Genomic DNA, 23,151 nt, shown 5'->3' with positions numbered 1-23,151 from the left:
CTTCACGGTACCCTGAGATGTGATGAGCCCCCTCTCGCCTGACCGCTACAGCTTCCTCACGAAGGTTATGTAGCCCGTATGGGCCAACATCGTAGTCTTCGGCCTCATACACTCCCTCTTGACCTCCTGCTCCCTCACGAGAACCTCTATCGTCCTGGCCCTAGAGAATCTATCCTTGAACTCTTCCAACTTTTCGTAGAGCCTCATGACTTGATTCATACACGGTGTATAGGCCACGAAGAACCCACCGGGCTTCAGGGCCTCAAGGGCGTGCTCCAGCACCCTCTCAGGCTGGGGTAGGTCCAAAACGAGATGGTCCACATCTCTCTCATCTATTCCCTTGTAGATGTCCTTTAGCTTAATCGTGACGCGGTCGTCAAAACCTGCCCATCGGACGTTCTCCCAGGCCAGCTTCGCGAAGTCCTCCCGTATCTCATAGCTCACTATTCTGCCCTCCGGACCAACGACGTTGGCCAAGAAGAGCGTCAGGGCCCCGCTACCTACCCCCGCCTCCACTATGAAGTCCCCGGGGGATATTCCGGCATAAGCAACTATGAGGGCGGCATCCTTTGGATGAACTATCTGGGGCCCACGTCTCATTTTCTCTATAAAGTCATTTATCCTTGGCCTCAGAACCCTGAACTCGGCTCCCTTATGGCTCCTAATCACGTCCCCGAACTCCTTGCCGATTAGCTCGTTAAGCTTGAGAACGCCGAGGTCGGTGTGGAACTCGCGAGGCCTAACTGTAATCAGGTACTTCTTTCCCCTCGGATCAACGAGAAGAACCTTGTCCCCTTCTTTTATCATGGCTCACCCCTTCTTGATAACCACCTTGCCGGAGGGCTCGGAAGATATTATAAGGGGGCTTATCTCCTCGAGGGCCGCTAAGGCCTGGGCCGGGACCAGGGACGTGTTAAGCAGATAGATTGACGTCCAGTCCTCTATGGGAAGGCTGCTACGGCTGAAGAGAATCGTCTGGAGGGCTTTATCACCCCCAAAGTATAGGTACTCGGAAAGGCCCACAGTTATGAAGACAACTTTCTTCGAGGCCTTCGAGATGACCTTCCTTATACTCGGGTAGTAGAGCTTTATGAACTCGGAGACATCGTAGGTAAGGGGAATTTCCTCGACCAGCCGACCATAGCTGACCTTTCCGGGCCCTATCTTGACAACCTTAACGCTCCCAACGATGTCCATTATCTTCTTGTACTCTTCGGCCGTTATCCTCCTGATATAAGCCCTGAACAGTAAGTCTCCGACTCCGAAGAAATCGTCTATGACGATGTCAAATCCTTCGGCGAGCTCGGGAATAAGGGTCTCCCATAAGAGCCTATGGCTTGGAAACGTACTCGGGTACTCGATTAGGACAACGTCCCCGTTCCTAATTTTATCCATGATTATTTTACCAACCTGTCCAGGGAGCATCACACCCACCAAAGGATTTTTAATTTTTATTCTTTTAAGCTTTGTCAGGTGGGACCGTGGCAAGGTTCATCGTGTGGGCTAGCGAGATCGATGCTCGGCTTTCGAAAAAGTACGGTAGGGTTGTGCCAAAGTCAGTGGCCGTTGAATCACCTCAGATATCCGAGATCGTTGAGGCTGCGGAGGCGTTAGGCTTCAAGGTGCTGAAGGTAGAGGAGGACAAGCTGAACCCAAGACTCTCGGGACTTGATGAGGACCTCAGGGCTCCGGGCAGGGCGATCATTGAAAGCCCCCACGGAAAGGGCAAGACCTTAAAACTAATAGCCCAGAAGGTTCGAGAGTTCAGGAAGAGGAGCTACAGGGGCGGGAAGAGAAGGAGGTAGTCACTCTTCGAGCTCCACCACTATGGCAGTTGTCGTGTCGATAACGCCATCGATGTTGTGGATGTCGTGAAGTATTTTCCTCGTGAGCTCTCCGAGGTCAGTAGCCTCTATGTGGACTATGGCGTCGTAGGGACCCGTCACGGCGTCGGCCTTTATAACGCCGGGTATCTTCTTTATCTCCCCTATGACTTTCTCAACTTTTCCTATCTCAACCGTCAGTAAAACGTAGGCCCTAACCATTTTCCATCACCAGCTGGGAGCTTTCCCTTTAGAGCTACCCTTTGGATGATTTAAGCTTTTCGTAACAACCGAAAGGCTGATAACGAGGGGTTGGAAGATTTTAGGATGATGAGGTTCAACTCGAAGCTCTGTGCCCTCTGCAAGGGGAGAAAGCTACTCTGCGGCAGGCCTACATGCCCAATACTCGAAAGGTTCATGGCTGCTCAGAAGGTTGCTAAATTCGTGGACAGAACCGACATCTTCGGTTCGTCACCACCAAGTGTCTTCGTCGGCGAATTCGGCTATCCTAGGGTTAAAATAGGCCCTCTCGTTCCGCCGGTAGAGGGAAACACGAGGCACCTTGACGACCCCCTTCGATGGGAGGGCAGGAGCGTAAGGGATATCCTCTACTATCGTTCCCTCCTCGTTATGGGAGAGATGCGAGCCGATGTGGACGTGAGGAAGAGCGGCAGAGTGCTGGGGGAAATTCAAGAGCTCGCAATGTCTATCAAACCAGTTGACAGCGAAGTGTTGCTGAAGAGAAGGCCCATCTTGAAGGTGCTCCCGAGTGAATTCGCGCCTCCCCTTGGCCCCCGGGCCGAGATGCTAAGATTCGAGCTCGCTGAAAATCCCAAAATACCTAGGAAGACCGACAGGGTGGTTGAAGACGAGCTGAAGGCCTCGGATGCAATCCTGCGCCTCTACGAATGGGGTTTTGATGAGTACTACATAGTCCGCCTCCTTTCGGTCGGCCTCCTCGGACTCAGGCCAAGGCTTGTACCAACGAGATGGAGCATAACGGCCGTTCAGGACACCATAGGGAACTTCCTAAGGAGGAAAGTTCTCGATTATCCTGAAATCTCCCATTATGAGCTCTATTTCGCCGAGTTTCTGGGCAACAGGTACGCTGTCCTTCTGATACCCGGTCGGTACTCCTTTGAGCTACTCGAGGTGTGGCTTAAGGGGTCCCTCTTCGGGAGCGCTGAACCGGAGGTACTCCACGACTACGAGAACTTCCGCGGGATTAAGGGCTACGCTGAGGAGACTACCGGTGCCTACTATGCGGCCCGTCTAAGCGTTCTCGAGGCCCTTGATAAAAGGAAGAGGCAGGCAAAAATCCTCGTGTTCAGGGAGATTACCCCCGCCTACTACGCCCCCGTCGGAGTATGGCAGATTAGGGTCGGGATAAGAAAGGCCCTCGAGAATCCGGTTGGAAGGTTTGAGACCCTTAATGAAGCCCTGAGGGAGGTTGGGAGGTTCTTAGAGCACCCTCTCGAGCGTTATCTCGCCAAGAGCTGGCTCCTGAAGCAGAGGGCCCAGAGGAGGCTTGATGAGTTCTTCGGGGGAGCCCGGTCATGAGGGGAAAGGGGGTTAAGGCAAAGATTATTATGGGAAAGAGGAAGCTTGTCCTACTAGCAAGAAAGGAAGACCTCAGCCATAATATCCGCTACATATCCAAGGTGCCTGTCAGGATAGTCATGGATAAGGAATTCCTAAAGGTAAGGCCCGAAACACCCCTATTCGAGCTCATAGGGAAGTTCACCAGTGAGGAGACATCGGCGGTCGTTGTGGACGATAGGGGACGGCTGGTGGGATTCATAACGATGAAAGACCTCCTCCACTACTTCACTCCACCGAGAAGATACTCGATCGTAGGGCTCGGCTTCCTCAAGAAGTATTCCCTAACAAGAGCCTCGCGTGTCGAGGATATAATGGTTAAGAAGCCCATAACAGTCCACGTGGACGATAACTTAGGTTACGCCATAAAGGTTATGATAGAGACCGGGAAACATCATTTGCCCGTAGTAGATGATAGGGGACTCGTCCATGGGCTTCTCGAGGTCAAGGACATTATCAGGCTGATACGCATAGTGGCCCTCTGAGGGTGTCAGGTATGGATGTATTCCTAGAGCTCGCCCTGATCCTTATAGTCGCCAAAGTGTTCGGCTACATCTCCGTCCGCTTCGGATTTCCTGCGGCGTTGGGCCAGCTCATGGGTGGTATCGTCATTGGCCCTTCAATCCTCAACCTAGTATCCTACGACGAAGAGGTAAGACTGCTCGCCGACCTTGGCGTGGTCATACTTTTATTCCTTGCCGGGCTTGAAACTGACATCGATGAGTTCAAGCATGTGGGAATTCCAGCCTTCTTCGTGGCTGTCTTAGGGGTCTTGATACCTTTCACTTTCGGATACCTCGGGGCCCTAGCCTGGGGGTATCCCAGAGTCCAAGCTCTTTTCTTAGGTGGCATTCTCACGGCCACAAGCGTTGGCCTCACCACCAGCATCCTCATGGAAATGAAGAAGCTCAGGACGCGGGTAGGGACAACGATCCTTGCGGCGGCAGTTGTTGATGATGTTCTGGGCATTATCGTCCTCACTATTCTCGTTGGCATAAACACTAGGGGAACCGTTTACATGGAGGATTTGATTCTTATAATAGTTGAAGCGGCTCTATTCTTCCTCCTGGGCCTTCTCCTCGGAACGCCGGCCGTAAGAAGGATTTTAGAAGCTTCCAAGAGAATAACGCTTCCAGAAACTGTTACGGCTATGGCCGTGGCCATAATGTTGATATTCGCTTCCATAGCCGAGCACTTTAAGATAGCCGGGATAACGGGAGCGTACCTTGCAGGCATCCTAATTGGAGCTTCCGGAGAAGCCCGGAAGATAACCGACAAGATGGTAACCATAGGTTATTCTCTCTTTATCCCCATATTTCTCGTCAGCATAGGGATCGAGAGCGACGTAAGGGTGCTTACCCATGCCGGAACCTTCGCCATCCTCTACGCTTTCCTCGGGATAGCCGGAAAGGTTGTCGGCTGTGGAATTGGAGCTCTAGCAATGAAGTTCACGCCTATCGAAGCCCTTCAAATTGGTATGGGGATGATACCAAGGATGGAAGTCGCCCTGATAATGGCCAATGTTGCCCTCAGGGAAGGAGCGTTTGATAGGGGGACGTTCGCAATTCCCGTGACGATGGTCATCATTACAACTATTGTTACGCCATTCCTCCTTAAATGTGTGTTCACGAGGGAGTAGCAGAGGACTCTATCAACACACTCGGTTACTCGTTGTTTATCTCTCTGCTCTTCGTGGAAGTCGGGATGGGAATTGAGCTGGACTACATGCACAGCGCTGGGTTGTTTGCTCTAATCTATTCTGTCGCCGCCATACTCAGCTTCTCTGGGGATAGGAATTGGCATGAGAATGGGTGTGGAATTATACCGGCCATAGCGATGAGGAATGGAGTTGTAGGCCCTAATGCACTGGCGATCTTGATATCCATGGTGTTCGTGACGACGATAATAACGCCGCCGTTGCTGAAGAAAGATAGGTCTACATAAGGGGATTAGTTAGGACATTAGGTATCATTTGTGGACGTTAAATCTTTAAATTGATTTGGATAATTACCCGATATTGAAGCCAACTATGAAGTCAGTAATTGATGAAATAAGAGAGCTATTAGCCCTTTCGGAGGAGGATGTGTTAGAGGCCGTAAGAATATTGGGGGGGGCAGGTGTCCCTATTGCCATTCAACAGAAGTTATCAGAATTGGGTACCTTAAGCGGGATGAACTTAAGGTTCGAAGATTTAAGTGTAAGAGGTGCGGAAGGACATTCACAGAACTCGAGGGGACACCACTTAAAGGTGTTCATAGCCTAAAGAATGCAGTTCTCGTTGCCTATTTCAAGCTCGAACTCAAGGTAAGTGATAGCCTCACAGCCAAGGTTTTGGAAATTCCACAGTCAACTATTAAGAGACTATCAAAGAATATACATCAACATAAAAAATTCTTCAAAACTCTGCTGAGGATATTACTAGATGAATAATATTAACATTTTATTTCCAAAAAATGAGTATGTTAACAGTCTGACAATTTTGATTTGAATTTATAATGATTAATTACAGGCATTATGGCATAAGTTTGTGCAATTTAAGTTGACTCAATTTCTCCTCTTGAGACCCCCATACACAGTTTTTGATTATTTCCGGAAATTTGTTGCGTTCTCAGAATTTTTTATAACAAAAAGTCCGAGCGTTTATGACTATAATTGAACAGAAAAACTTAAATTAATTAAAGGGTTTAGTGCTAAAAGAGGTGACATATGCATGACTATCTTGGATGTACTTGAGAAGAAACGAATTAGCATACTGGTAGAGCACACATCCGAAGATATACTTGGCCCGACGATATTCGACATCATAAAAAAGGTAAAGGATAAGTACGGGGACTCTATAGGGATAATAATCACGGACTTCCTTGACACCCTCGCCATTTACAAGTATCAGGCTGAACTCCTTGACCTTGACACGAGTATAATCGAGAATGCTGCCATAATTAAGGTGGGAGGAAAGATAAACGTCGGAAACGTTCTTCACAAGATTCCTGTATCCGCGTATCCCGTTTATAAGACCCTCTATGAGGAAGCGCTTGGAAAGGTCCTCACGACACTACCAAAAGGCACGTTCTCAATAAACATCCAGCTTGGCATTGAGAACATAATGAACATCTTCGACAAGAAAGAGCTCATCGAGCAGGTTCATGACATAGGAGAATATATCGTTACTAAAGAGATAGACATCAGGGACATCGTGTTTCTCAACGTTGATGCGATAAAGAAGGTATCCGTCGAAGTTCTCTCAATGCTTAGGATGATATTTCCCGTGGTCATCAGGGTTATCGATGATGGGCACTCCTTTGTCGTGAAGAAGAGCGTTTTCCCGGAGCTGAAGGGTGCAAGGGGGAAGGTGATAGAATAATATGGAATTTAAGAGGAAGCTGACATTGGCAATTGCAATTCCCCTAATTCTCGTTGTCTTGAGTGCAATACTGGTGCAGCAGATAGCTACGCACAACCTGGCTTCTGACCTTGAAAAGACAATACAGGCCGTTAAAACGGAGACCAGCGCGAGCGGAACCGTGACGCTCGAGGAGCATCTTGCCAGTGCACTTTCCAAGCTTAGGCGGACCTTATGGATAAGTATAGGCGTCATGGCAATAACGGCGGCTGTGTCCGGAGGTGTCGCTTACTGGCTCATGAAATCGGCCCTTGGCCCAGTCATCCAGATGACAAGGGTGGCCGAGACGATAGCGGAAGGAAGACTGAAGGAGGCGGAGAACCTCATAAGTAGGATAAAGTACTTCGAGAGAGATGAAATAGGAAAGCTTCTCGAGGCCTTTAAGACGATATCCACCGACGTTTTGCAGACACTGGAAGTTATCACTGAGAGGATGGAGAAGATAGCAAAGGGAGACATCGCGGAGGAGCTCACTCTCCATGCAAGGGGTGACTTCGAGACAATCCTGAACGCGATGAGGAAAACCATAGGACAGCTCAGGTCTCTCATGAAGACCGTGAAGGACCTTGCCCTAACCCTGGAGAAGAGGGCCGACGAGCTCACGAGGATAGCAACCGAGATCACTGAGGCCGTGAATCAAGTTGCAGAGGCTATTCAACAAGTCAGCACTGAGGCTCAGAGGCAGCAGGAAAGCATAACGATGGTGATGGAGGGCATGAATACGACGGCAGAGGTTAGCCAAAAGACCGTTGAGGCCATGGAAGAGTTCAGCAATGTGGTTGAAAATGTCATAGGTATAGCGAGAGAGGGCAAGGAGAAGGGAGAGAGGGCCATATCCCAGGTGGGAGAAATACAAGATGCTATGAAAGTCATAATGGATGCTGTCCTTGAAGTTGCGGAAATGAGTAAGAAAATCAACGAGATAACGAACGCAATAGCAAATATAGCTGAGCAGACAAATCTTCTTGCCTTGAACGCCGCTATAGAAGCGGCTAGGGCAGGAGAACTTGGCAGGGGCTTTGCTGTCGTTGCCCAAGAGGTTAGGAACCTTGCCGAAGAGAGTAAAAATGCAGCTGACAACATTAAGAGAATAGTCAATGACATTTTTTCTTTTCAAGCCTCGCCCTTTAGGGCGGGGTACAGTGTTCGAGAATTTGGCTCTTGAGCAGGAAAGCAAAAGAAAGGCTTAAATACTTGTATGTATTAATACTTAATGGTGGGAGCATGGGAGTCATAACTGTTTCCGTTGATGATGGGGTTGAGGAGAGGTTCAGAAAGCTCGTGGCAAAGAAGTATGGGCGGATTAGGGGGGCATTAGGAGTTGCAGTTACTGAGGCTATGAAGCTCTGGATTGAAAAAGTTGAGCGGGAAGAAAAATGAAGCGTTCAGTAACGGTAAAACTACAGCCCTCAAAAGAGCAAGAGAAAATCCTCTTCGAGTTAGCTCAAGCTACAGCCATAATCTGGAACAAAATTAACTACGAGAGGTTGAAGCAATTCAAAGAGTTTGGCAAGATAGACTTTAATGGGACGGAAAAAGAAGCCTATTACTACTTTAAGGATTGGATTGGCGGTTCAACAGTCCAGCAATTAGCAAGAAAGAACGCTGAAGCTTGGAGAAGCTTCTTCTCCCTGAACAAGAAGAAAAAAGCTGGAGAATTACTAGAGTGGTTCAAGCCAAAACCTCCAAAGTTCATTAAAGAAGAGAAGCGCTTCATCATTCCACTGAGGAATGACCAGTACCGGATTGATGGGAACGTTATCGAGCTGAGGAGGCTCGGAAAATTTGGTAGACTGAGGATTCAATTCAAGGGTAGAATTCACTGGAAGGGCAAGCAGGGAAGACTTGAAATTGTTTACGACGATGTGAAGCGAAAATGGTACGCCCACATCAGCTACACGGTGGAAGAGAAATTTTGGAAAGAATGGGTTAGAGTTCCGAGACAACCTTTAGGAAGTTTAACTGCGGGAATTGACTTGGGCGTGAACAATCTAATGGCTGTTTATGTCGAGAACGGCAAATCATTTCTGGTTAATGGAAGACCATTAAAAAGTATCGCCTTTTACTGGCAAAAGCAGATTGCTGATTATCAGTCTAAGCTCAACAAGAGTAGTGCTAAAAAGAGCAGAAAACTTAAGAGAATGTATCAAAAAGCCAAACTTCAAGCTAAACACTACATTAACACTGCAGTTAGGCAGACAGTTGAAAAACTCTATCAATTAGGCGTTAGCAGAATTGTGGTTGGTTACCCAAAAGAAATTGCAAGAAATTCAGACAAGGGTAGAAAGCAAAACTTCTTGCTTTCCCACGTTTGGCGTTTCAATTACGTCATCAAACGACTCAAGGAGGTTGCCGAAGAGTATGGTATTAAAGTTGTTATAGTTGATGAGGCTTTCACTTCAAAGACTTGCCCTCTCTGTGGCCAACGCCACCCTAATGGTAGGTTCGTTAGAGGTTTGTTTAAGTGCCACAGAGAGGGCGTTGTTATGAATGCGGACTTGGTTGGAGCGTTTAATATCTTGAAGAAAGTTGTTAGAACGATAACCCCGAGCCTGCCGGGTTTAACGGCAGGTAGGGGTAACGGGGGCAAGGCCGTCCCCGAGGGGTTCAGGGAACCCTTGAAAGGGTTCCTGATGGAGACCCCTCAAACCTCCCCGTCAATGGCGAGGGGTTAACTCGTTGGAACCCTCGCCCTTCAGGGCGGGGAGGAGGTCAGATCCAAGAAAAGGTGCAGAGAGCCGTCGAGGAAACTAGGAAAGGGGTTCGGGTCGTGGATGATTCCGTTGACTTCCTAAGGGAGACCGTTGGGTACCTTATGACTATAGGAGAGCTACTCGACGATGTGGAGGAGAAGCTTAAGGAAATTAAGGATGAAGTCTTAATGACCCAAGAGAAGGTCGAGGAGTCTAAAAAGGCCCTTGAGAACCTTGCCGCCTCCGCGGAGGAAATGACGGCCAGCGCGGAGGAAGTCAGTGCAAGTGCAGAGGAACAGGCCTCAGCCCTTGAGGAGGTCAAGAGGAATATAGCCGAGCTTAGGAATATAGTTAGGAACCTCAGACAATCCGTTGAGTTCATAAAGGTGGAAACGTCGTGAGGTGAGGAAGTGTGGACTTTTTTGCGACCTTACCCCTTGACATTGAAGTTCTAGATAAAGCCCTTGGGGGAGGACTAGAGAGATGTTCCATTATATCCATCCTTTACGACGCTTTCTCCCTAGGATGGGCCCTCGGTTTCGAGATGTTTAAGAACCTCGTCAATAGGGATTCCTTTGGAGTTATTCACAACTACTCGCTACCGGCAATCAAAGTTCTCTCACGAGCGTCCTTCGTTGGCCTTAACCTCCAGAGATTGGCCACCAACAATAATGTTAAGATTATCGATATATTCGGGTCAAAATACTCGATACCTCCATTCGCCGACTACGTGATACAGGTGGAGAATCCAACCGAAGAGACTCTCACACCAAAGATTGAGCATGTTTACGAGACTGAGGTATATCCCACGGCGGGCAATAGGAGGATAGTGAAGCTCGTTTACACTCTCGACGGCGTGGTTACAATGTTTGGAGAGCATGTCACCATAAAGCTCCTTAACGCTGAGGTTGCATATCTGGCAAAGATGTACAATCGCAAGAATATAATAACGATATTCCTCCTGAACACAGATGTCGTTTCGAAGAGGTTCGTAGCGTGGGTTTCGAGCATTTCAGATACACTGATAGCGTTTACCTCCAACCTATCGCGGGATGGAGAGCTTGTGGAGAAGATGACAATTCTCAAAGCCCTTACTCCTGAGTTTGAACCTATGAGCTACGAGTTCAAAGTCAAGTCCACAGGAGAAGGTTCCTCTCACAGCCTAACCTTTACCAAAAAGAGTAAAGGTCATTGAGATTTTTTGTCCCTCATCAGCTCCTTCACGAGCTCTTTTAGGCTCATTTCAGCTTCAATTTTTGAGCATAGTTCATATTCTTTCTTTATGAATTCGTAGTGTTCTCTTTCATCTTGGGCAAGTTCAAGCATGATTCTCTTATGGGCTGGATCCTCGAGGCGTTCTTCAAGGAACTGATAAACCTTCTCCGCAAGAATCTCGGAGTCCATGGCTATCTTCAATATGTCTAGGTAATCCTTCACGGTATTTAGCCGAAAGTCCTTCTCAGCAAATATTTCCGTCCAGCTCTTGAAGGGAACCTTTGGAGGCTCTTCTCCCGGGAAGAGTGAGTTGAATATGCTCATAACCTTCCTATCATGAGACGCCTCCATCTCAACGAACTTTTTGAAGGTCTCTTTGGCGTAGTCCATAGGGATCTTTTGATAGAGGTAGTTGTACATCGACGTTGCGTCCTTCTCGCTCATTATAACGTAGCTTAGGATTTCTTTTATGGGCCTATTCAAAACTTCACGTAACGTTTTCCTAACTTCTTCCTCCACGCTTACCCTTTCCATAAAAAGCTCTAATGCCCTGCCCATATGTCATCCCCCATAAGACTTTAGTGTGTTTATTCGAAAAATCTTTTCGGATATCTTGTTCAAGACAAAACTTGAAGGAGGGACATAGCGATGTCTTAAATATCACTTCAATCGACCAGCGTGGCAGAATTTTGAGAAAGGTTGATAGTGGAAAAAATGAAGAGAACCTTCAGAAGAAGAGAATGACGGCATCCCCTACGACGGCCGTTTCTACCTCTTTACCCTCGCTGAAGACTGCCTTCCTGAGCACGACGTCGTCCTTGCCAAGTTCGACCCTCTGGTTGTCTATCTCAAACTCGATCTTGCCTCTCTCCTTGAGAGCCTTTGCAACCTCGTCGGCGTGCTCCTTTAGGTAGCCGATTATCTTCGGCACGAGCTTGCCGTACTTCGGCCCAACGGTCCTGAAGTTAGGCTTTATCTCGATGACTCTCTCTTCAAGCTCTGGCTCACCCCTGATTATCTCCAGCTTCTCAATGTTCATTGTACCGGCTATGTCCTTCTCTATGGCTTTAAGCATCTCGTAGCTGTCGGTGGCGTATATGGCCACGTGCTTCAGCTTTGCGTTGAGTGCTAAGCCATGGGAGTTCTTGTAGCGCCTCATGGCACCGACTATCTCCCTCGCAAGTTCACCGAGCTTCTCAGCTTCCCCATCTATCCTGCCCTCATCGTGGGTGGGCCAGCTAAGGAGGTGCACGCTCTTGGCCCCAACGCGCTTCTTGAATATGGCGTGGTAGAGCTCCTCCGTGATGTGTGGCACGAACGGTGCGAGGAGGAGCATTGTGTTGTAGAGCAACTCGTAGAGGGCGACCTTAGCTTTGAGCTTGCTCTCTCCGTCATCGCCGTAGAGCCTGTGCTTTATCATCTCGATGTAGTCATCCGCCACTTCATGCCAGATGAAGGTTATGAGCTCTCTGGTAAGGAGGTTGAAGCGGTAGCGCTCCATCTCCTCGGTAGCGAATTTGATGAGCCTGTGGAGTCTTGAGAGTATCCACCGGTCGAGGGGTTCGAGCTCGATGTCCTTGTACTTCTCGTAGTCAAAGTCCATCAGGTGAGGCTCGGCGAAGCGGTAGATGTTCCAGAGCTTCTGGAGGAAGCGGTAATTATAATCCACGGTTTCCCATTTGAAGGGGTGGTCTTCGCCGGGTGGTGCAAGGGCTGTCCAGAGCCTCAAGGCGTCGGCGCCGTACTTTGGTATGACCTCGTCCGGCGCAACCACGTTGCCGTAGCTCTTGCTCATCTTTCTGCCGTCTGGGCCGGCGACCATTCCGTTGATGAGGATGTCATTCCAGGGCTTCTCGCCGGTGAGGATGTAAGTGCGGAATATCGTGTAGAAGGCCCAGGTCCTTATGATGTCGGTTCCTTGTGGCCTGAGGGCTGTTGGGAAGTTGTGCTTGAACCACCTCTCGTCTTTACTCCACTTTGTTATGACGAGCGGTGTTATGCTCGAATCGACCCAGCAGTCAAGGACGTCAGTTACAGGCTCGAGTTCTGCTCCACAAACGGGACACTTCTCAACGGGAGGCTCCTCAAAGCGCGGGTCAACCGGCAGGTCCTCTTCTTTTGCTGGGATTATGTGGCCGTTCTTGCAGACCCAGAACGGGATGGGCGTTCCAAAGACCCTCTGGCGACTTATGACCCAGTCCCAGTCCATGCTCTCGGCCCAGTCCTTGAGGCGGAGGAACATGTCGCTTGGATACCAGTTAATTTCCTTTGCGACCTTGACGATTTCATCCGTAAAGTCCTTTACCTTAATGAACCACTGCTTTTTGGGGAGCAACTCGATGGGAGCCATACAGGAGCTCCTCTCCGTGTGTCTCAAAACCCTGTGTTTAATCTTCTCCTTCTTGTAGAGGAGGCCCATCTTCTCGAGATCCTTGGCGATTGCCTTCCTTGCCTCCTCGACCTTCATGCCCTTGTACGGCCCAGCCTTCTCATTGAAGGTGCCGTCCTCGTTGATGACTATTATGACGGGCAGGTTGTAGCGCTTCTGCCAGACTATGTCCTGCTCATCGCCGTAGGTACAGTTGTAGACTGCACCTGTTCCAAAGCTTGGATCAACGTCTTCATCCGCGAGGATGGGTACTTCCCTGTCGTATATCGGAAGCCTCACCTTTTTGCCCACGAGGTGCTTGTAGCGCTCATCTTCTGGATGCACGAACACGGCAACACAGGCGGGCATGAGCTCTGGCCTCGTCGTGGCTATGGGTATGTAGCCGGAACCATCGGCTAGGGGAAGCTTTATGTAGTAGAGGTAGCCTTCTTCCTCAACGTAACCTACCTCGGCCTTTGCGAGACTTGTTCTACATCTCGGGCACCAGTAGACAGGGTGCTCCGCTTGGTAGAGTAGGCCTTTTTTGTAGAACTCAAGAAGTGTCTTCTGGACGAGGGCCTTGTAATCATCGTCCATCGTGTGGTACTCCAAATCCCAGTCAGCCGAATATCCTATGCGAATGAACTGGTTGCGCATAGCCTCGATGGCCTGCCAGGTCCACTCGATACACTTCTGGAGGAACTTCTCCGGCTCGTCCTTGCTGATTTTAAACTCCTTCTCGACCTTGAGTTCCGTTGGAAGGCCGTGGTTGTCAAAGCCTTGGGGAAACAACACGTTGTAGCCCCTCATCCTCTTGTATCTCGCCACTATATCAATCCACGTGTGGCTAAGGACGTGGCCCAAATGCAGTGTTCCGCTCGTGAACGGGGGCGGGGTGTCGATGGCGTAGCTGGGCTTGCTCTCATCCAGATCATACTTGTATATCTTTTCCTCGAGCCAGAACTTCTGCCATTTCGGTTCAATCTCGTTGGGGTCGTAGTTCTTCGGGAGCATGGGGATCACCCTTTCGGTTTTTTAATGATAGGTTATCCTCAGAAAGAGCTTTTAAAAATCTTGGCAATGGCGGTGCCGGAGTAAGGGCTAACCAAGAAGCGTGGAAATTCTCAGACGTCGAAATCGGCGTTACGGTGGACGATAGGCACCACCAAGGTATGGAGATGAGCTCGAGGTTTAAAAAGTTTGGGGTTAAAAAATGAAAGAACCTTCATTCTTGGTCGAATTCCGAGAGCAACAGCAGTGGAATGGCAGATGCTAGTGCAAGGATCCGGCTGTTTCATACGCTGTTTCCAGGCCAAAGGAAGAGGCCAGTGCTCCAACGAAGATGTTTGCGGCGGCCATGAAGCCACTCGCCATCGTGCTCATCGCGGAGTTAACGGTCGAACGGGCTTCGGATGGGATGAATCTGTTCCTGACAACGGCCATCACCGGAAATCTGGCTCCCAGCGTGATTTCAATGACAAAAAGCAGCAGAATACTGGGTGCAAGGCCCTCCACAAGGCCGAGGAGGAGTATCTCAAGTCCCCACAGTGCCGTTAATGCGGCGAGTGTCCTTGGTGTGGGACTGATTTTCTTTGCAATCAGCGCTCCCCCGGAGGTGGACAGCACCATCAGTGCAAAGAGCAGACCCATGTACGTCTCTGGAAGTTCCCTGCCCGAAAGCAGTATCATCCAGAAAGTGAAAAACGCCCTGGCGGAGAAGCTGAGGAGGAATGAAGCAGCCAGAAGGAAGTGAACTGCCCGGTTGTGCCTGAGCTCGTGCAGACCCTCCTTGAGCACCTCAACGTAGCTCTTTTTCCGCGTCCCGTAGTTGTCCGGCAGCAGGAGGTACGCCGTGAGGGCCGATGCGATCGAGAGCAGTCCCGCGGCTAACACGGGCAGATTCGGTGCGAGTGATGCCAGATAACCCGCGGAAAGACCACCAGCAAATCGAACCGGCCCTGAGAGCGCCTTGACCCTGCTGAGGACGTCTTTGACCCTGTTGCCGTCGCCAAGGGAATCGTACAGCCAAGGTATCATCGTCCCGCTGACCAGCGCCGCCCCAAATCCAGTCATTGCCGAACCCAGGAGAATCATAGGAAGGCCGCTGGAGAGCGCTATCATCAGGAGTCCGGTGCCGAAGAGAGCACTCCCCGCTGCGTACGTTTTCACCCTGCCGTACCTATCCGCAAAACCGCCCGTTGGAAAGTCCGTTAGGAGCTGGACGATCTCAGAAACGCCCTGAACCAGGCCAATCTCCGAAAAACTGAGGCCCACCGTTTTAAGCCACAGGCTCAGGTAAGGGCCCAGTACCGCCGAGCCCAGCGAACTCAGCAGTGCCGCCGCTGTGTAGCGCCATTCCAGACCGCGCTTTCCTCCTTCCATGAACGATAGGCATCATCCCTGCACAGAAGTGATGGGGGTTTAAAAATTTTGGGCTACTTCACTGCCACCAGCCAGTACCTTCTGTCGTTGGGCCTCAGCTCGCGCAGGTTTCCGTAGATTTTGACCTTCCTGAAGTGCTTCTCGGCCAAAAGCCTAATCTCCCTTGGGGTGTAGATGTTGAGCTCATCGTCCACCATGAAGGCCCTAACGCTCCCGTCGGGCTTCACTATCTGCACGAGCCTCTTGAAGTGGAGTTTCTGGAAGGCGGGTTCAACAACTCGCCAGTCGGTTAGGATTAACCGCTCATCGCCCTTCCGCTCGTCCCATACTATCGGGCCGTCCCTTCCGCCGTAGTACCAGCACGGGAAGTCGGCGATGAAAATCCCGCCCGGCCTGAGAGCCCATTTTACAGAATTAAATAATACCTGAATTGTAGAATCATCGAAATACATGATTGAAGAGAAAAACATCGTTATCGCGTCGAACTCTTCCTCAAAATCTATCTCAAGCGCGTTTCCCTGAATGAACTCGACGCTAAGCTCTTCCCTTTCGGCCTTTCTTCTCGCGACGGTCAGCATCTCTTCGTGGAGGTCGAGGCCTGTAACATGGTATCCCCTCCTCGCGAGTTCGAGCGTTGGAATTCCGGTTCCACAGGCAAGGTCTAGGATTCGCCGTACTTCCCTTTCCGCATCCTCTCTAAAGAGTCCCTCCACGAAGTTTATCTCGTCCTTAACGCGCTCGGCCCTTCTCCGCGTAGTACTCCGATAAAATAGTATAAAGTTCGTGCATGCTACCACCGGGTAGTTCACCTTAAAACCGTTGCGAGAGCCCAAGCTTTCGAAAAGCTTCGATAAGCTTCTCGTTTTCCTCTGGCTTTCTGACGCCGAACCGCACGTGCCGAGGTAGTCCAAAGCTCGTGCAGTCCCTCACGAGGATTCCCCTGCGCTTAAGGGTCTCGACGGTTTCTTTGGCGTCACCTACGTCCTTTATGAAGAAGTTCGCGTCGCTCTTGACGTTTAAAGCCCTCTCAAGCCTTTCCTTCTCCCGCCAGATTAGGGGCATCGTCTTCCTCAGATGCTCGAAGCCGTCCTTGATTACGAACTCAAGGAAGGCCAGGCCAAGGGAACCTATGCTCCATGGCATCCGGACGCTCCTGAAGTACTCGGTGAAGCCGAGAACGTAGCCCACCCTTATCCCGGGAAGGCCATAACTCTTGGTGAACGTCCTTAGCTTTATGACGTTCTCACCTTCCGGACTTTTAGCGTCTTTCACGAAGTCTATGAAGGCCTCATCGAGGACGAGAAGAGCCCCTTTATCCTCGACGGCGTCGATGAGGGGTCTTAGCTCCTTTGGCCGGTAGAATCTTCCGTCGGGGTTGTTGGGGTTGCAGAAGAAGACGACACTTTCCTTTTCCACAAATGCGGCCAGCTTCTCGGGCTCGTTGGGGCCCTTCACGACCCTTGCACCGAAAATTCTGGCGACGCGCTCGTACTCCTCGTAGGTGTGCTTTGGGATTATGATTTTTTTCTTTCCCAGTGCAGGTCCGAGGAGGTAGAGGGCCTCGGTTATGCCCGCCGTCACCGTTGCGGGCTTACCTATTAAGACCGAAAGCTCCTCTTCCAGGCGTTCCCAGTAAGGATAGTGGCCGCTTAGACTCTTGGCCCGTTCAAACATCTCGTCGAGCCACTCGGGCAGATACGGGTTTACGGAGGCTGAGAAGTCGAGCAAACCTTCTTCCCTAGCGCCGCCGTGCTTGGCTTTAAAGGCTATTGGCCTTAGCATGATCACACCCCAGGGGTGAGTAGAAGTAGACATGTTAAAATCCACTCTCCCACCACAATCCAGTAAACCTTCAGCGCCCTCCTTACGTCCTCCAGCGTTGGTTCTCTGCCTTCAAACCGATAAACCCCTTCTTTCTCAAGCCAGACACCGAGAACTGCACTCATGGCCGCTATAGGCTTGTCTGAGTTTATCTTGAACCTGGCTTTTCGCCAGTGGGAGAGCACCTTCCTAGGGTTGAGGGGCAGGAAGAGGAGCACCGTAATCCGAGCCGGTATGAAGTTGAGGGCGTCGTCAAGCCTCGCCGCAAACTTGCCGAAGTACTCGTGCCTCTCGTCCCTATAGCCTATCATTGCGTCGAGCGTGTTCACCGCCCGGTAAACGAGCGCCCCGGGGAGGCCAAATAGCAGGAAGTATAGCAGCGGAGCTAACACGCTGTCGTTGGTGTTCTCGGCAAGGCTCTCTATCGCGGCTGAGTTTAGGTGGGCCCTGTCGAGCCCCGAGACATCTCTGCTGACTATCATGGCGACGAAATGCCTCTGTTCTTCGATGTCTTCCTTTATCGTGTTCTTCACGTGCTCGGCAAGACTCCTTATGGCGAAGGAGCTCTTCAGAAGATAGACCGGCAGGACAAGGCTGGGCAATTTTGGAAGAAATCTTGGGAGGGTAGAAAGGACCAAGGCAAATGCGACGACGAGAAGGGACGAAAGGGTGCCAGCGAGGAAATCAACTTTTGGATTTCTTCGCCTATAGTGCTCGTCAAGGAATCCAATTAACCTTCCAAACCAGACGGTGGGGTGGATCAACGTGGGGGGCTCGCCGAGGGATAGGTCCCAGAGGACAGCGAGCAGGAGAGTTATGGCGTCCCACATTGGCCTGCCCTCTTTATCCTTGACGGTCGCTGGGCTTTCGAGGTGTGGAAAATTAAAAAATTGTGAAAATCCATTAAGGAGAAGCGGCCTTAAGGTTCATGAGTTGCTTGTAGAGCTCCTCAACTTTCCTGCTCACATCCTCGGGCGAAAATCCGGCTTTAACTGCCAGCCACGTTGCCCCTCCAGCCCCAACGCCTTCCTTAACGTAGCCTTTCTCGTAATCTCTAAGGCCCTTGAATTCACTCCTCGAGAAGTCAAGGTCGGCAGCGTAGCTCATTATCCCTATCTCCTTCGCCGTCTCGATGAAGGTGGCACTCCTGTCGTTGACGACCCACTTCGTGGTAGCTATCATGAACCTGTCAAGGCTTTCACCAAGGGCTTTGAGGAGGGCGGCGACGGCCAGCATCTGAGTCCCGCCGGCGAGGACGACCTTTTTTCTGAAGCCAAGTGATATCCCAATCACGGTTGCCATCATAGGATCGCCAAACTGCCTGAGAGCCTCAATGGGTTCATCGCTAAGTTCGCCAAACCTTATTCCGGCCCTCTCGAAGCCGGCCTTTATGACCTGCTCTTTAAGGGCCTGCGGGTTGTTCGGTGAAGCAGAGGAGGTTTTGGCCTCATAGCCGAGGGTCCACAGGACAGCTTGGGCGGTTGTCGTTCCACCTGGCGTTGATTCGCCTATGACAAGCTCCTCGATTGGCTCTTTGTTTAATTCTTCGCCGAAAAGTCTTGCCGTCTCGATTATGTCTTCAACCTCCGGAAGGGCCGGCTCCTTTCTGAAGTCTCTGCCGACGACATCGCTTATGTGAACATGGGGAACCTTTGGGGCTAAGTATGTCCCGCCTCTGATCACTATAATGGGGAATCTTGCCAGCTCCCTAGCGGCTTTCGTTATTATGGCTGGCGTCGGATGACCCTCTGGTGTTACTGGAATGGCGTCTATTATCTTGGGCTTCTCGTAGAAGATGTACTCTGCATCGGCTGGTGGGGTAAGTTTCGTTAGCTCTGGCGTTGCTCCAGCGACGCTTATTCCTGGCACGGTGCTTATCTCGGTGTTGCCTAGGACGAGTAGGAAGAGACTCTCCATTCTAATCACCGCTGGAGTTTTTATCCAAAGATTTATATGCGCTTTGGTGGGGTGAGGGGAGAAGCTGGAGAGGATAAATAAATTGACTATAAAAGAAAATTTTGAAAAAACTATTCAAATCTCCCATAGCCGAGCGCAGTCTTCGCTCCCACGCCGTGCTCTCTTAACGCTTCCTTGAGAAGTTTCCATGCTTTCTCCACAAGCTTTCTGTCATTGCAGGTCTTGGATGGTCCAACTGCAAAGACGAATGGAGTATCTTTTTTCACTGTGAGGAAAAATATTGGGGTCGGGCTGTACCAGTCGCCTGGCGGTTTTCCTTCCTGATAGTACGGTTGATAGTGCGGGTTCATTATGTCAAGCTCAAGAACATCCTCCTTAAAAATATCTTTGAGGGAGGATCTGAGCTGTTCTAAATTTGCGGGAGGATCTCTCACAGGGGACGGCAGGGCGTCAAAGAAAACGACCTTCCCCTCACTGTTAAGTGTTCCGAAGATATCCACCAGCTCCTCAACGGTTGTTTTTGTGCCGTCCTTTAGTGTTATCGCAAGGTTGAGCTCCTTGAGCTTCTTCAAACTATTATCATCCTTCTCAAAGGCATTCTGGAGAAAGCCTATGGCTCCATAAACGTCCCTCTCTAGCTTCAGCCTCTTGAATTTATTCTGGAACTTCTCAACAAGAAGCTCCCAGTGGACATCCGCAAGGAGTTCGAAGGCATAGTGCTTAGCAATACCCTTTAGCGCTGATCCCGGAATGTAAGGAACCCCATAGTTCCTGAGTAGCCTTATGCTGGTTTCGTAAACGCTTTCGTCGCCCAGACCAACTACAAGTCTCGACTTTAGGCGTAGCACTGCTTTCGTGTTAATACCCCCAAGCATTTCGAGGTATATGGCTAAGTAGTGGGAATATGCCTCAATAATTTCATCGGAAATTCCTGGAGCTTTGAGCTCTGCTTTGTATGTATTATTTTTCTCTTTCTCAAATATGTAGGGTACGTACTTCATCAGTAGAAGGCTAACGTTGCTGATATTTCTCCATGGGTTCTCTTCAAGTGCTTTGAGTGTGTCTGCGGGAACTATGAATTTAACTTTTTTATCGTTGTGACGATTCCTTTCTGAGAGCTTATGACTTCTCCTGAAGTTGGCCATGTTCACTCACCGCTATCCTTGTCTTTCTTCAGCATTGCATCGGCAAAGCGCTTCAGCCAGTTGAGAAGGAAAAGTGCTTCTTCGGTTAGAAGCATCACGTCGAGACTGGTTGAGTTCTGGCTAATTATGTATTTTAGGGGATCGGTACCGTTTGTTAGACTTTTGTGGCACCCTATGTCCTCGGCAAGCCATCTTGCGATGTGCTTGTAAAGGTAGGCGTATGCCTTTTTATCACCACCTCCCTCGATGCTTTTGGGGTCTATTGACTTGTAGTCCACTTCGTCAATGTTCTTACCTATCTTGGCCAAGTAGAACGCCAGCGTTTGCCCGAGTCCGTTTGTCAGTATGAGGACTGGGGCGCTCTTGACGTAGGCTGCGTATCTTCCTTGGGTCTTCTCGTCCTCCTCCTTAACCTCTTTCACACACTCGTAAGCGTAGGCTGCTCGCTCCTGCTCAAGGCTTCTGAGGTTCATTGCCGTTCACCTCTACCAGCTTGACCTTAACGAAGCCCTTTCCTACAGTCTCATCGCCGCCTATTTGGAGAAACCTATTGTTAAAAACTTCAATCAGCTTGCGAGCTATTCCCTTAGGGGAGTTGACTTCTTTTGGTGGGTTTTTGACCCTTGGGTTTGCAATAGCTATCATGGAGTACATTACTGTGTCGCTTGGGAGGAACTCCTCATACCAGAGGCCACCTTCGGCAACTGTTCCCGTCCTGGCGTCAATCCTTATCCTTGCCACAATCTCTGTTGCCATTTTCACGAAAGATGAAAACACGTCGTCGCTCACTATTGCAATTCTTTTTGCGTCTATTGGAATTGGCAAAATGTTGTTAATTGCCTTGACTATTGGACTGATGTCTTCTTTCTTCACCTTTAGAATGACCTCTTCAAGGACGATTTTATCCTCACCGCCTGTGCTGACAACAAGTGAAGAATCCTCACTTACTATTGCTTCCGCTTCTCCAACATCCTGTATTTTAAAGCCAGCACTCCCTCCTGCAAGCTCTATGTCTCTCTTGAATCTCTCCAAGATGAGAGGACATGTGATGTAGGCAAAGACTCCTTTGGCACTCCTTACCGGGAAGAGCAGGATTTTTGCATCTCCGACACTTATTGCACCGGCGTGTTCGTGGGCTCTATCGGTTGGGGGACCAAAAATAACGGTTTTCGTTGGGTCGTTATCTTCTCCTGGAAACTCGCTTCTGAGAACTCCTTTCAGGCTCTGTCCCCATATCACGGGAAAGCCCGTGTGCCTTTCTCTCTGTATTGGCAGGTCAATTACGCTTATCTCAGCTCCGCTCCCAGCATGTACGGGCGTTGTGGTGTATATTCCCAAAATAAGGATTTTTTCAAACATTTCTAAGCACCTCCTCAAGATTTAGCTTAACAACATCACCTGGGTGAACTCCGGGCCAGTGAGACTCAATGATTACGGCCCCGCCGAGGCGGGGGTCGTAAGTGGCCACCCAGCGGGTATAGTGGTAAAAATGAACAAGAAAGCCGTAGAGCCATATCGGTCCTCTACCGCTTAACACAACGCCTTTCGTGCCTTTAACCTCTGGTGGATTGAGGTTCCTTAAAATTGATGGTCTAATTTCTTCGTTAAGCTCAAAATGCACGACAGTGAAGCCTCCAAGCTCCTTAACTCTGAACTTAATCAAAGCTTGCCACCTCCGGGGAACTTAGGTTAGATAAGTGATAAATGCCCATTATCACCACCTCAGCCGTATTTACCTGCAAAAACAAGTCCATAGCCTAATTCTACCATCATTCCAAGCCGGTAGAAAGGTTTTAACGTCAAATCTTCCTGGGCTTTAAGGATGTAAACACTGCCTGGTGGAACTGCGTAGAGGGTCTCTTTGGGACGTCTCTTAACCAAGTCCCAGCCGGTTATCTTTTCTGGTCTGTCCATGAAGACCTTAACAATTTTGGCGTTGATGTGTTCTGGCAGAACTTCTGCTATGTTCCAGCTCTGTCCATCTACGATTAGGGGAGTTGCAAGGTAGAGCTTGAATAGGGCATTCTTTTTAACGCTGATCTCTTCGAGCTCCTCCAAGGGATCTTCATCTATAATCTCATAGTGGGCAAATCTTCCCTCTCCGCCGAGCTTCAGAGTACCCTTCTTACCGAGCGTCTTCTTTACTTCATCAAGATTTTTCTTGCTAAGAACTATCCCAATTGCCGTGTCTTTTTCCAGCCTGAGCATCCTTGTTCTGTAGAACATTCCTTCGACAGTGGTTTTTGAGGAGTTTAGGCCTATACCTACCCTGTTTTCCCATTTGTAAAGTGAGCTGTTTTTGGTTATTTCCTCGGAGAGATCATTTTTGCTGTAATATTCACCGTTTAGATAGCTCTTGAGTTTTTCAAAGCTTAGGAATCCACTAACTGGAGAGAAGTGGAGAGGACTTTCACCTTCAGCGAAAACTGTTGTAAAGCTTTGCCCTCCAATCTGCACTTCCTTAAGCTTTGCCATGGTGATGATGCTCCTTCCGTCTGCTTTCGCACTCACGATGTCCTTTGGAACGGGGAAGTAGAGCTCATTTTTCTTCATAAAAAATGTTCCGATGATTTCAAAATTTGGCTTCCAATTCTCTGGCTTTCTGAACTTTCCCTCCTTGAGCTCCAGGTTCAGTAAGTCATAGCGTCCCTTGACGAACATTACCGCCATTAATGCACCGGCAATTGTGTGTGGGAGAGGGAGGAGAGATTCCGCGAGGTGGCTATCTCCAGCGGTAAAGTCTCTGCTCTCTCTGAAGAACAACACATCGTTGGGGGTTATTTTCACG

The 23,151-nt window shown here is 49.7% G+C and carries 27 protein-coding genes and 1 pseudogene; 13 read left to right on the top strand and 15 right to left on the bottom strand.

Annotated features, from left to right (window positions below):
* Nucleotides 1–45: 45 nt before the first annotated feature.
* Together PYCH_RS04030 and PYCH_RS04025 are read right to left on the bottom strand one after the other, a co-directional pair.
* Nucleotides 46–807, bottom strand: coding sequence for a tRNA (adenine-N1)-methyltransferase (locus PYCH_RS04030; protein WP_013905568.1), 762 nt, complete (start codon nucleotides 805–807; stop codon nucleotides 46–48).
* Nucleotides 808–810: 3 nt separating this feature from the next.
* Entirely contained in the window at nucleotides 811–1,425 is a 615-nt protein-coding gene (locus PYCH_RS04025; RefSeq protein ID WP_048058196.1) for a DUF257 family protein, read from the bottom strand.
* A 56-nt stretch (nucleotides 1,426–1,481) separates the two neighbouring features.
* Between PYCH_RS04025 and PYCH_RS04020 the strand changes: the two genes are divergently transcribed.
* Nucleotides 1,482–1,805, top strand: a complete 324-nt coding sequence (locus tag PYCH_RS04020; protein WP_013905566.1) for a signal recognition particle protein Srp19 — start codon at nucleotides 1,482–1,484, stop codon at nucleotides 1,803–1,805.
* On the opposite strand, the gene PYCH_RS04015 is transcribed toward PYCH_RS04020, so the two are convergent.
* Entirely contained in the window at nucleotides 1,806–2,045 is a 240-nt protein-coding gene (locus PYCH_RS04015) for an Lrp/AsnC family transcriptional regulator (RefSeq protein WP_013905565.1), read from the bottom strand.
* A gap of 105 nt (nucleotides 2,046–2,150) precedes the next feature.
* Here PYCH_RS04015 and PYCH_RS04010 point away from each other — a divergent pair, with 105 nt between their 5' ends.
* From PYCH_RS04010 to PYCH_RS03965, 12 genes are all read left to right on the top strand, one after another.
* Complete coding sequence (locus tag PYCH_RS04010) at nucleotides 2,151–3,383, top strand: Nre family DNA repair protein (RefSeq protein ID WP_013905564.1); 1,233 nt, start codon at nucleotides 2,151–2,153, stop codon at nucleotides 3,381–3,383.
* Nucleotides 3,380–3,907 carry a CBS domain-containing protein gene (locus PYCH_RS04005; RefSeq protein ID WP_013905563.1) on the top strand — a complete coding sequence of 176 codons (528 nt, stop codon included), beginning with the start codon at nucleotides 3,380–3,382 and terminating at the stop codon, nucleotides 3,905–3,907. The genes PYCH_RS04010 and PYCH_RS04005 overlap by 4 nt, the downstream gene beginning before the upstream one ends.
* Nucleotides 3,908–3,918: 11 nt before the next feature.
* Nucleotides 3,919–5,061 carry a cation:proton antiporter gene (locus tag PYCH_RS04000; RefSeq protein ID WP_013905562.1) on the top strand — a complete coding sequence of 381 codons (1,143 nt, stop codon included), beginning with the start codon at nucleotides 3,919–3,921 and terminating at the stop codon, nucleotides 5,059–5,061.
* A gap of 32 nt (nucleotides 5,062–5,093) precedes the next feature.
* Nucleotides 5,094–5,366: a cation:proton antiporter gene (locus PYCH_RS03995; RefSeq protein ID WP_013905561.1), complete on the top strand. Its 273-nt coding sequence runs from the start codon at nucleotides 5,094–5,096 to the stop codon at nucleotides 5,364–5,366.
* Nucleotides 5,367–5,439: 73 nt separating this feature from the next.
* A complete protein-coding gene (locus PYCH_RS09940; RefSeq protein WP_158306786.1) occupies nucleotides 5,440–5,685 on the top strand; it encodes a hypothetical protein in 246 nt (81 codons plus the stop codon).
* Nucleotides 5,568–5,852 (top strand): IS1/IS1595 family N-terminal zinc-binding domain-containing protein, encoded by a 285-nt coding sequence (locus tag PYCH_RS10360; RefSeq protein ID WP_449417948.1) that lies wholly within the window; start codon nucleotides 5,568–5,570, stop codon nucleotides 5,850–5,852. The genes PYCH_RS09940 and PYCH_RS10360 overlap by 118 nt, the downstream gene beginning before the upstream one ends.
* A gap of 280 nt (nucleotides 5,853–6,132) precedes the next feature.
* The gene (locus PYCH_RS03985) at nucleotides 6,133–6,783 is read left to right on the top strand and encodes a DUF257 family protein (RefSeq protein ID WP_013905560.1); all 651 of its coding nucleotides are present in this window, start codon (nucleotides 6,133–6,135) and stop codon (nucleotides 6,781–6,783) included.
* A gap of 1 nt (nucleotide 6,784) precedes the next feature.
* Entirely contained in the window at nucleotides 6,785–7,987 is a 1,203-nt protein-coding gene (locus tag PYCH_RS03980; protein ID WP_013905559.1) for a methyl-accepting chemotaxis protein, read from the top strand.
* Between the two features lie 59 nt (nucleotides 7,988–8,046).
* The gene (locus PYCH_RS10015; protein WP_013905558.1) at nucleotides 8,047–8,202 is read left to right on the top strand and encodes a hypothetical protein; all 156 of its coding nucleotides are present in this window, start codon (nucleotides 8,047–8,049) and stop codon (nucleotides 8,200–8,202) included.
* Nucleotides 8,199–9,497 carry an RNA-guided endonuclease InsQ/TnpB family protein gene (locus PYCH_RS03975; RefSeq protein ID WP_013905557.1) on the top strand — a complete coding sequence of 433 codons (1,299 nt, stop codon included), beginning with the start codon at nucleotides 8,199–8,201 and terminating at the stop codon, nucleotides 9,495–9,497. Before PYCH_RS10015 ends, PYCH_RS03975 begins: the two co-directional genes overlap by 4 nt.
* Nucleotides 9,498–9,550: 53 nt before the next feature.
* Nucleotides 9,551–9,916 (top strand): methyl-accepting chemotaxis protein, encoded by a 366-nt coding sequence (locus PYCH_RS03970; RefSeq protein WP_013905556.1) that lies wholly within the window; start codon nucleotides 9,551–9,553, stop codon nucleotides 9,914–9,916.
* 11 nt (nucleotides 9,917–9,927) lie between these two features.
* Nucleotides 9,928–10,710 carry an RAD55 family ATPase gene (locus PYCH_RS03965; RefSeq protein ID WP_013905555.1) on the top strand — a complete coding sequence of 261 codons (783 nt, stop codon included), beginning with the start codon at nucleotides 9,928–9,930 and terminating at the stop codon, nucleotides 10,708–10,710.
* Here the strand turns inward: PYCH_RS03965 and PYCH_RS03960 are convergent.
* The 12 genes and pseudogenes from PYCH_RS03960 to cmr3 all read right to left on the bottom strand — a co-directional run bounded on the left by PYCH_RS03960 (nucleotide 10,704) and on the right by cmr3 (nucleotide 23,150).
* Nucleotides 10,704–11,288 carry a ferritin-like domain-containing protein gene (locus PYCH_RS03960; protein ID WP_013905554.1) on the bottom strand — a complete coding sequence of 195 codons (585 nt, stop codon included), beginning with the start codon at nucleotides 11,286–11,288 and terminating at the stop codon, nucleotides 10,704–10,706. The two genes, PYCH_RS03965 and PYCH_RS03960, sit on opposite strands and share 7 nt — an antisense overlap.
* 169 nt (nucleotides 11,289–11,457) lie before the next feature.
* Nucleotides 11,458–14,112, bottom strand: a complete 2,655-nt coding sequence (locus PYCH_RS03955; RefSeq protein ID WP_013905553.1) for a valine--tRNA ligase — start codon at nucleotides 14,110–14,112, stop codon at nucleotides 11,458–11,460.
* A 258-nt stretch (nucleotides 14,113–14,370) separates the two neighbouring features.
* Nucleotides 14,371–15,480: an MFS transporter gene (locus PYCH_RS03950; RefSeq protein WP_013905552.1), complete on the bottom strand. Its 1,110-nt coding sequence runs from the start codon at nucleotides 15,478–15,480 to the stop codon at nucleotides 14,371–14,373.
* 53 nt (nucleotides 15,481–15,533) lie between these two features.
* Nucleotides 15,534–16,269: pseudogene (locus tag PYCH_RS03945) on the bottom strand (class I SAM-dependent methyltransferase).
* Nucleotides 16,270–16,290: 21 nt separating this feature from the next.
* Nucleotides 16,291–17,262 carry an aminotransferase class I/II-fold pyridoxal phosphate-dependent enzyme gene (locus PYCH_RS03940; RefSeq protein WP_013905550.1) on the bottom strand — a complete coding sequence of 324 codons (972 nt, stop codon included), beginning with the start codon at nucleotides 17,260–17,262 and terminating at the stop codon, nucleotides 16,291–16,293.
* Between the two features lie 2 nt (nucleotides 17,263–17,264).
* Nucleotides 17,265–18,131 carry an adenosylcobinamide-phosphate synthase CbiB gene (gene cbiB, locus PYCH_RS03935; protein WP_013905549.1) on the bottom strand — a complete coding sequence of 289 codons (867 nt, stop codon included), beginning with the start codon at nucleotides 18,129–18,131 and terminating at the stop codon, nucleotides 17,265–17,267.
* A gap of 73 nt (nucleotides 18,132–18,204) precedes the next feature.
* The gene (cobT, locus tag PYCH_RS03930) at nucleotides 18,205–19,218 is read right to left on the bottom strand and encodes a nicotinate mononucleotide-dependent phosphoribosyltransferase CobT (protein WP_013905548.1); all 1,014 of its coding nucleotides are present in this window, start codon (nucleotides 19,216–19,218) and stop codon (nucleotides 18,205–18,207) included.
* A 110-nt stretch (nucleotides 19,219–19,328) separates the two neighbouring features.
* Entirely contained in the window at nucleotides 19,329–20,363 is a 1,035-nt protein-coding gene (cmr6, locus tag PYCH_RS03925) for a type III-B CRISPR module RAMP protein Cmr6 (RefSeq protein ID WP_013905547.1), read from the bottom strand.
* 2 nt (nucleotides 20,364–20,365) lie between these two features.
* Nucleotides 20,366–20,836 (bottom strand): type III-B CRISPR module-associated protein Cmr5, encoded by a 471-nt coding sequence (cmr5, locus tag PYCH_RS03920; protein ID WP_013905546.1) that lies wholly within the window; start codon nucleotides 20,834–20,836, stop codon nucleotides 20,366–20,368.
* The gene (gene cmr4, locus PYCH_RS03915; RefSeq protein ID WP_013905545.1) at nucleotides 20,817–21,722 is read right to left on the bottom strand and encodes a type III-B CRISPR module RAMP protein Cmr4; all 906 of its coding nucleotides are present in this window, start codon (nucleotides 21,720–21,722) and stop codon (nucleotides 20,817–20,819) included. Before cmr4 ends, cmr5 begins: the two co-directional genes overlap by 20 nt.
* A complete protein-coding gene (gene crn3, locus PYCH_RS03910; RefSeq protein WP_013905544.1) occupies nucleotides 21,715–22,026 on the bottom strand; it encodes a CRISPR-associated ring nuclease Crn3/Csx3 in 312 nt (103 codons plus the stop codon). The genes cmr4 and crn3 overlap by 8 nt, the downstream gene beginning before the upstream one ends.
* A 59-nt stretch (nucleotides 22,027–22,085) precedes the next feature.
* Nucleotides 22,086–23,150, bottom strand: a complete 1,065-nt coding sequence (gene cmr3, locus PYCH_RS03905; protein ID WP_237698703.1) for a type III-B CRISPR module-associated protein Cmr3 — start codon at nucleotides 23,148–23,150, stop codon at nucleotides 22,086–22,088.
* Nucleotide 23,151 lies beyond the last annotated feature (1 nt).

The sequence above is a fragment of the Pyrococcus yayanosii CH1 genome (assembly GCF_000215995.1).
GTDB classification, from domain to species: domain Archaea; phylum Methanobacteriota_B; class Thermococci; order Thermococcales; family Thermococcaceae; genus Pyrococcus; species Pyrococcus yayanosii.
The sequence above is the reverse complement of the archived record's forward strand: the minus strand, read 5'-3'. Positions and strand labels throughout refer to the sequence as shown.

What these genes read in the sequence shown, in the direction of transcription:
- cmr5 (WP_013905546.1), bottom strand. Translation starts at nt 20,836, where the DNA reads ATGAACCTCAGAAGCCTTGAGCAGGAGCGAGCAGCCTACGCTTACGAG.
- PYCH_RS04000 (WP_013905562.1), top strand. Translation starts at nt 3,919, where the DNA reads ATGGATGTATTCCTAGAGCTCGCCCTGATCCTTATAGTCGCCAAAGTG.
- PYCH_RS03940 (WP_013905550.1), bottom strand. Translation starts at nt 17,262, where the DNA reads ATGCTAAGGCCAATAGCCTTTAAAGCCAAGCACGGCGGCGCTAGGGAA.
- PYCH_RS03975 (WP_013905557.1), top strand. Translation starts at nt 8,199, where the DNA reads ATGAAGCGTTCAGTAACGGTAAAACTACAGCCCTCAAAAGAGCAAGAG.
- PYCH_RS04010 (WP_013905564.1), top strand. Translation starts at nt 2,151, where the DNA reads ATGATGAGGTTCAACTCGAAGCTCTGTGCCCTCTGCAAGGGGAGAAAG.
- PYCH_RS03950 (WP_013905552.1), bottom strand. Translation starts at nt 15,480, where the DNA reads ATGGAAGGAGGAAAGCGCGGTCTGGAATGGCGCTACACAGCGGCGGCA.
- PYCH_RS03985 (WP_013905560.1), top strand. Translation starts at nt 6,133, where the DNA reads ATGACTATCTTGGATGTACTTGAGAAGAAACGAATTAGCATACTGGTA.
- PYCH_RS04025 (WP_048058196.1), bottom strand. Translation starts at nt 1,425, where the DNA reads ATGCTCCCTGGACAGGTTGGTAAAATAATCATGGATAAAATTAGGAAC.
- PYCH_RS03955 (WP_013905553.1), bottom strand. Translation starts at nt 14,112, where the DNA reads ATGCTCCCGAAGAACTACGACCCCAACGAGATTGAACCGAAATGGCAG.
- PYCH_RS04005 (WP_013905563.1), top strand. Translation starts at nt 3,380, where the DNA reads ATGAGGGGAAAGGGGGTTAAGGCAAAGATTATTATGGGAAAGAGGAAG.
- PYCH_RS03960 (WP_013905554.1), bottom strand. Translation starts at nt 11,288, where the DNA reads ATGGGCAGGGCATTAGAGCTTTTTATGGAAAGGGTAAGCGTGGAGGAA.
- PYCH_RS10015 (WP_013905558.1), top strand. Translation starts at nt 8,047, where the DNA reads ATGGGAGTCATAACTGTTTCCGTTGATGATGGGGTTGAGGAGAGGTTC.
- cmr6 (WP_013905547.1), bottom strand. Translation starts at nt 20,363, where the DNA reads ATGGCCAACTTCAGGAGAAGTCATAAGCTCTCAGAAAGGAATCGTCAC.
- cmr4 (WP_013905545.1), bottom strand. Translation starts at nt 21,722, where the DNA reads ATGTTTGAAAAAATCCTTATTTTGGGAATATACACCACAACGCCCGTA.
- PYCH_RS04030 (WP_013905568.1), bottom strand. Translation starts at nt 807, where the DNA reads ATGATAAAAGAAGGGGACAAGGTTCTTCTCGTTGATCCGAGGGGAAAG.
- PYCH_RS04015 (WP_013905565.1), bottom strand. Translation starts at nt 2,045, where the DNA reads ATGGTTAGGGCCTACGTTTTACTGACGGTTGAGATAGGAAAAGTTGAG.
- cobT (WP_013905548.1), bottom strand. Translation starts at nt 19,218, where the DNA reads ATGGAGAGTCTCTTCCTACTCGTCCTAGGCAACACCGAGATAAGCACC.
- cbiB (WP_013905549.1), bottom strand. Translation starts at nt 18,131, where the DNA reads ATGTGGGACGCCATAACTCTCCTGCTCGCTGTCCTCTGGGACCTATCC.
- PYCH_RS03980 (WP_013905559.1), top strand. Translation starts at nt 6,785, where the DNA reads ATGGAATTTAAGAGGAAGCTGACATTGGCAATTGCAATTCCCCTAATT.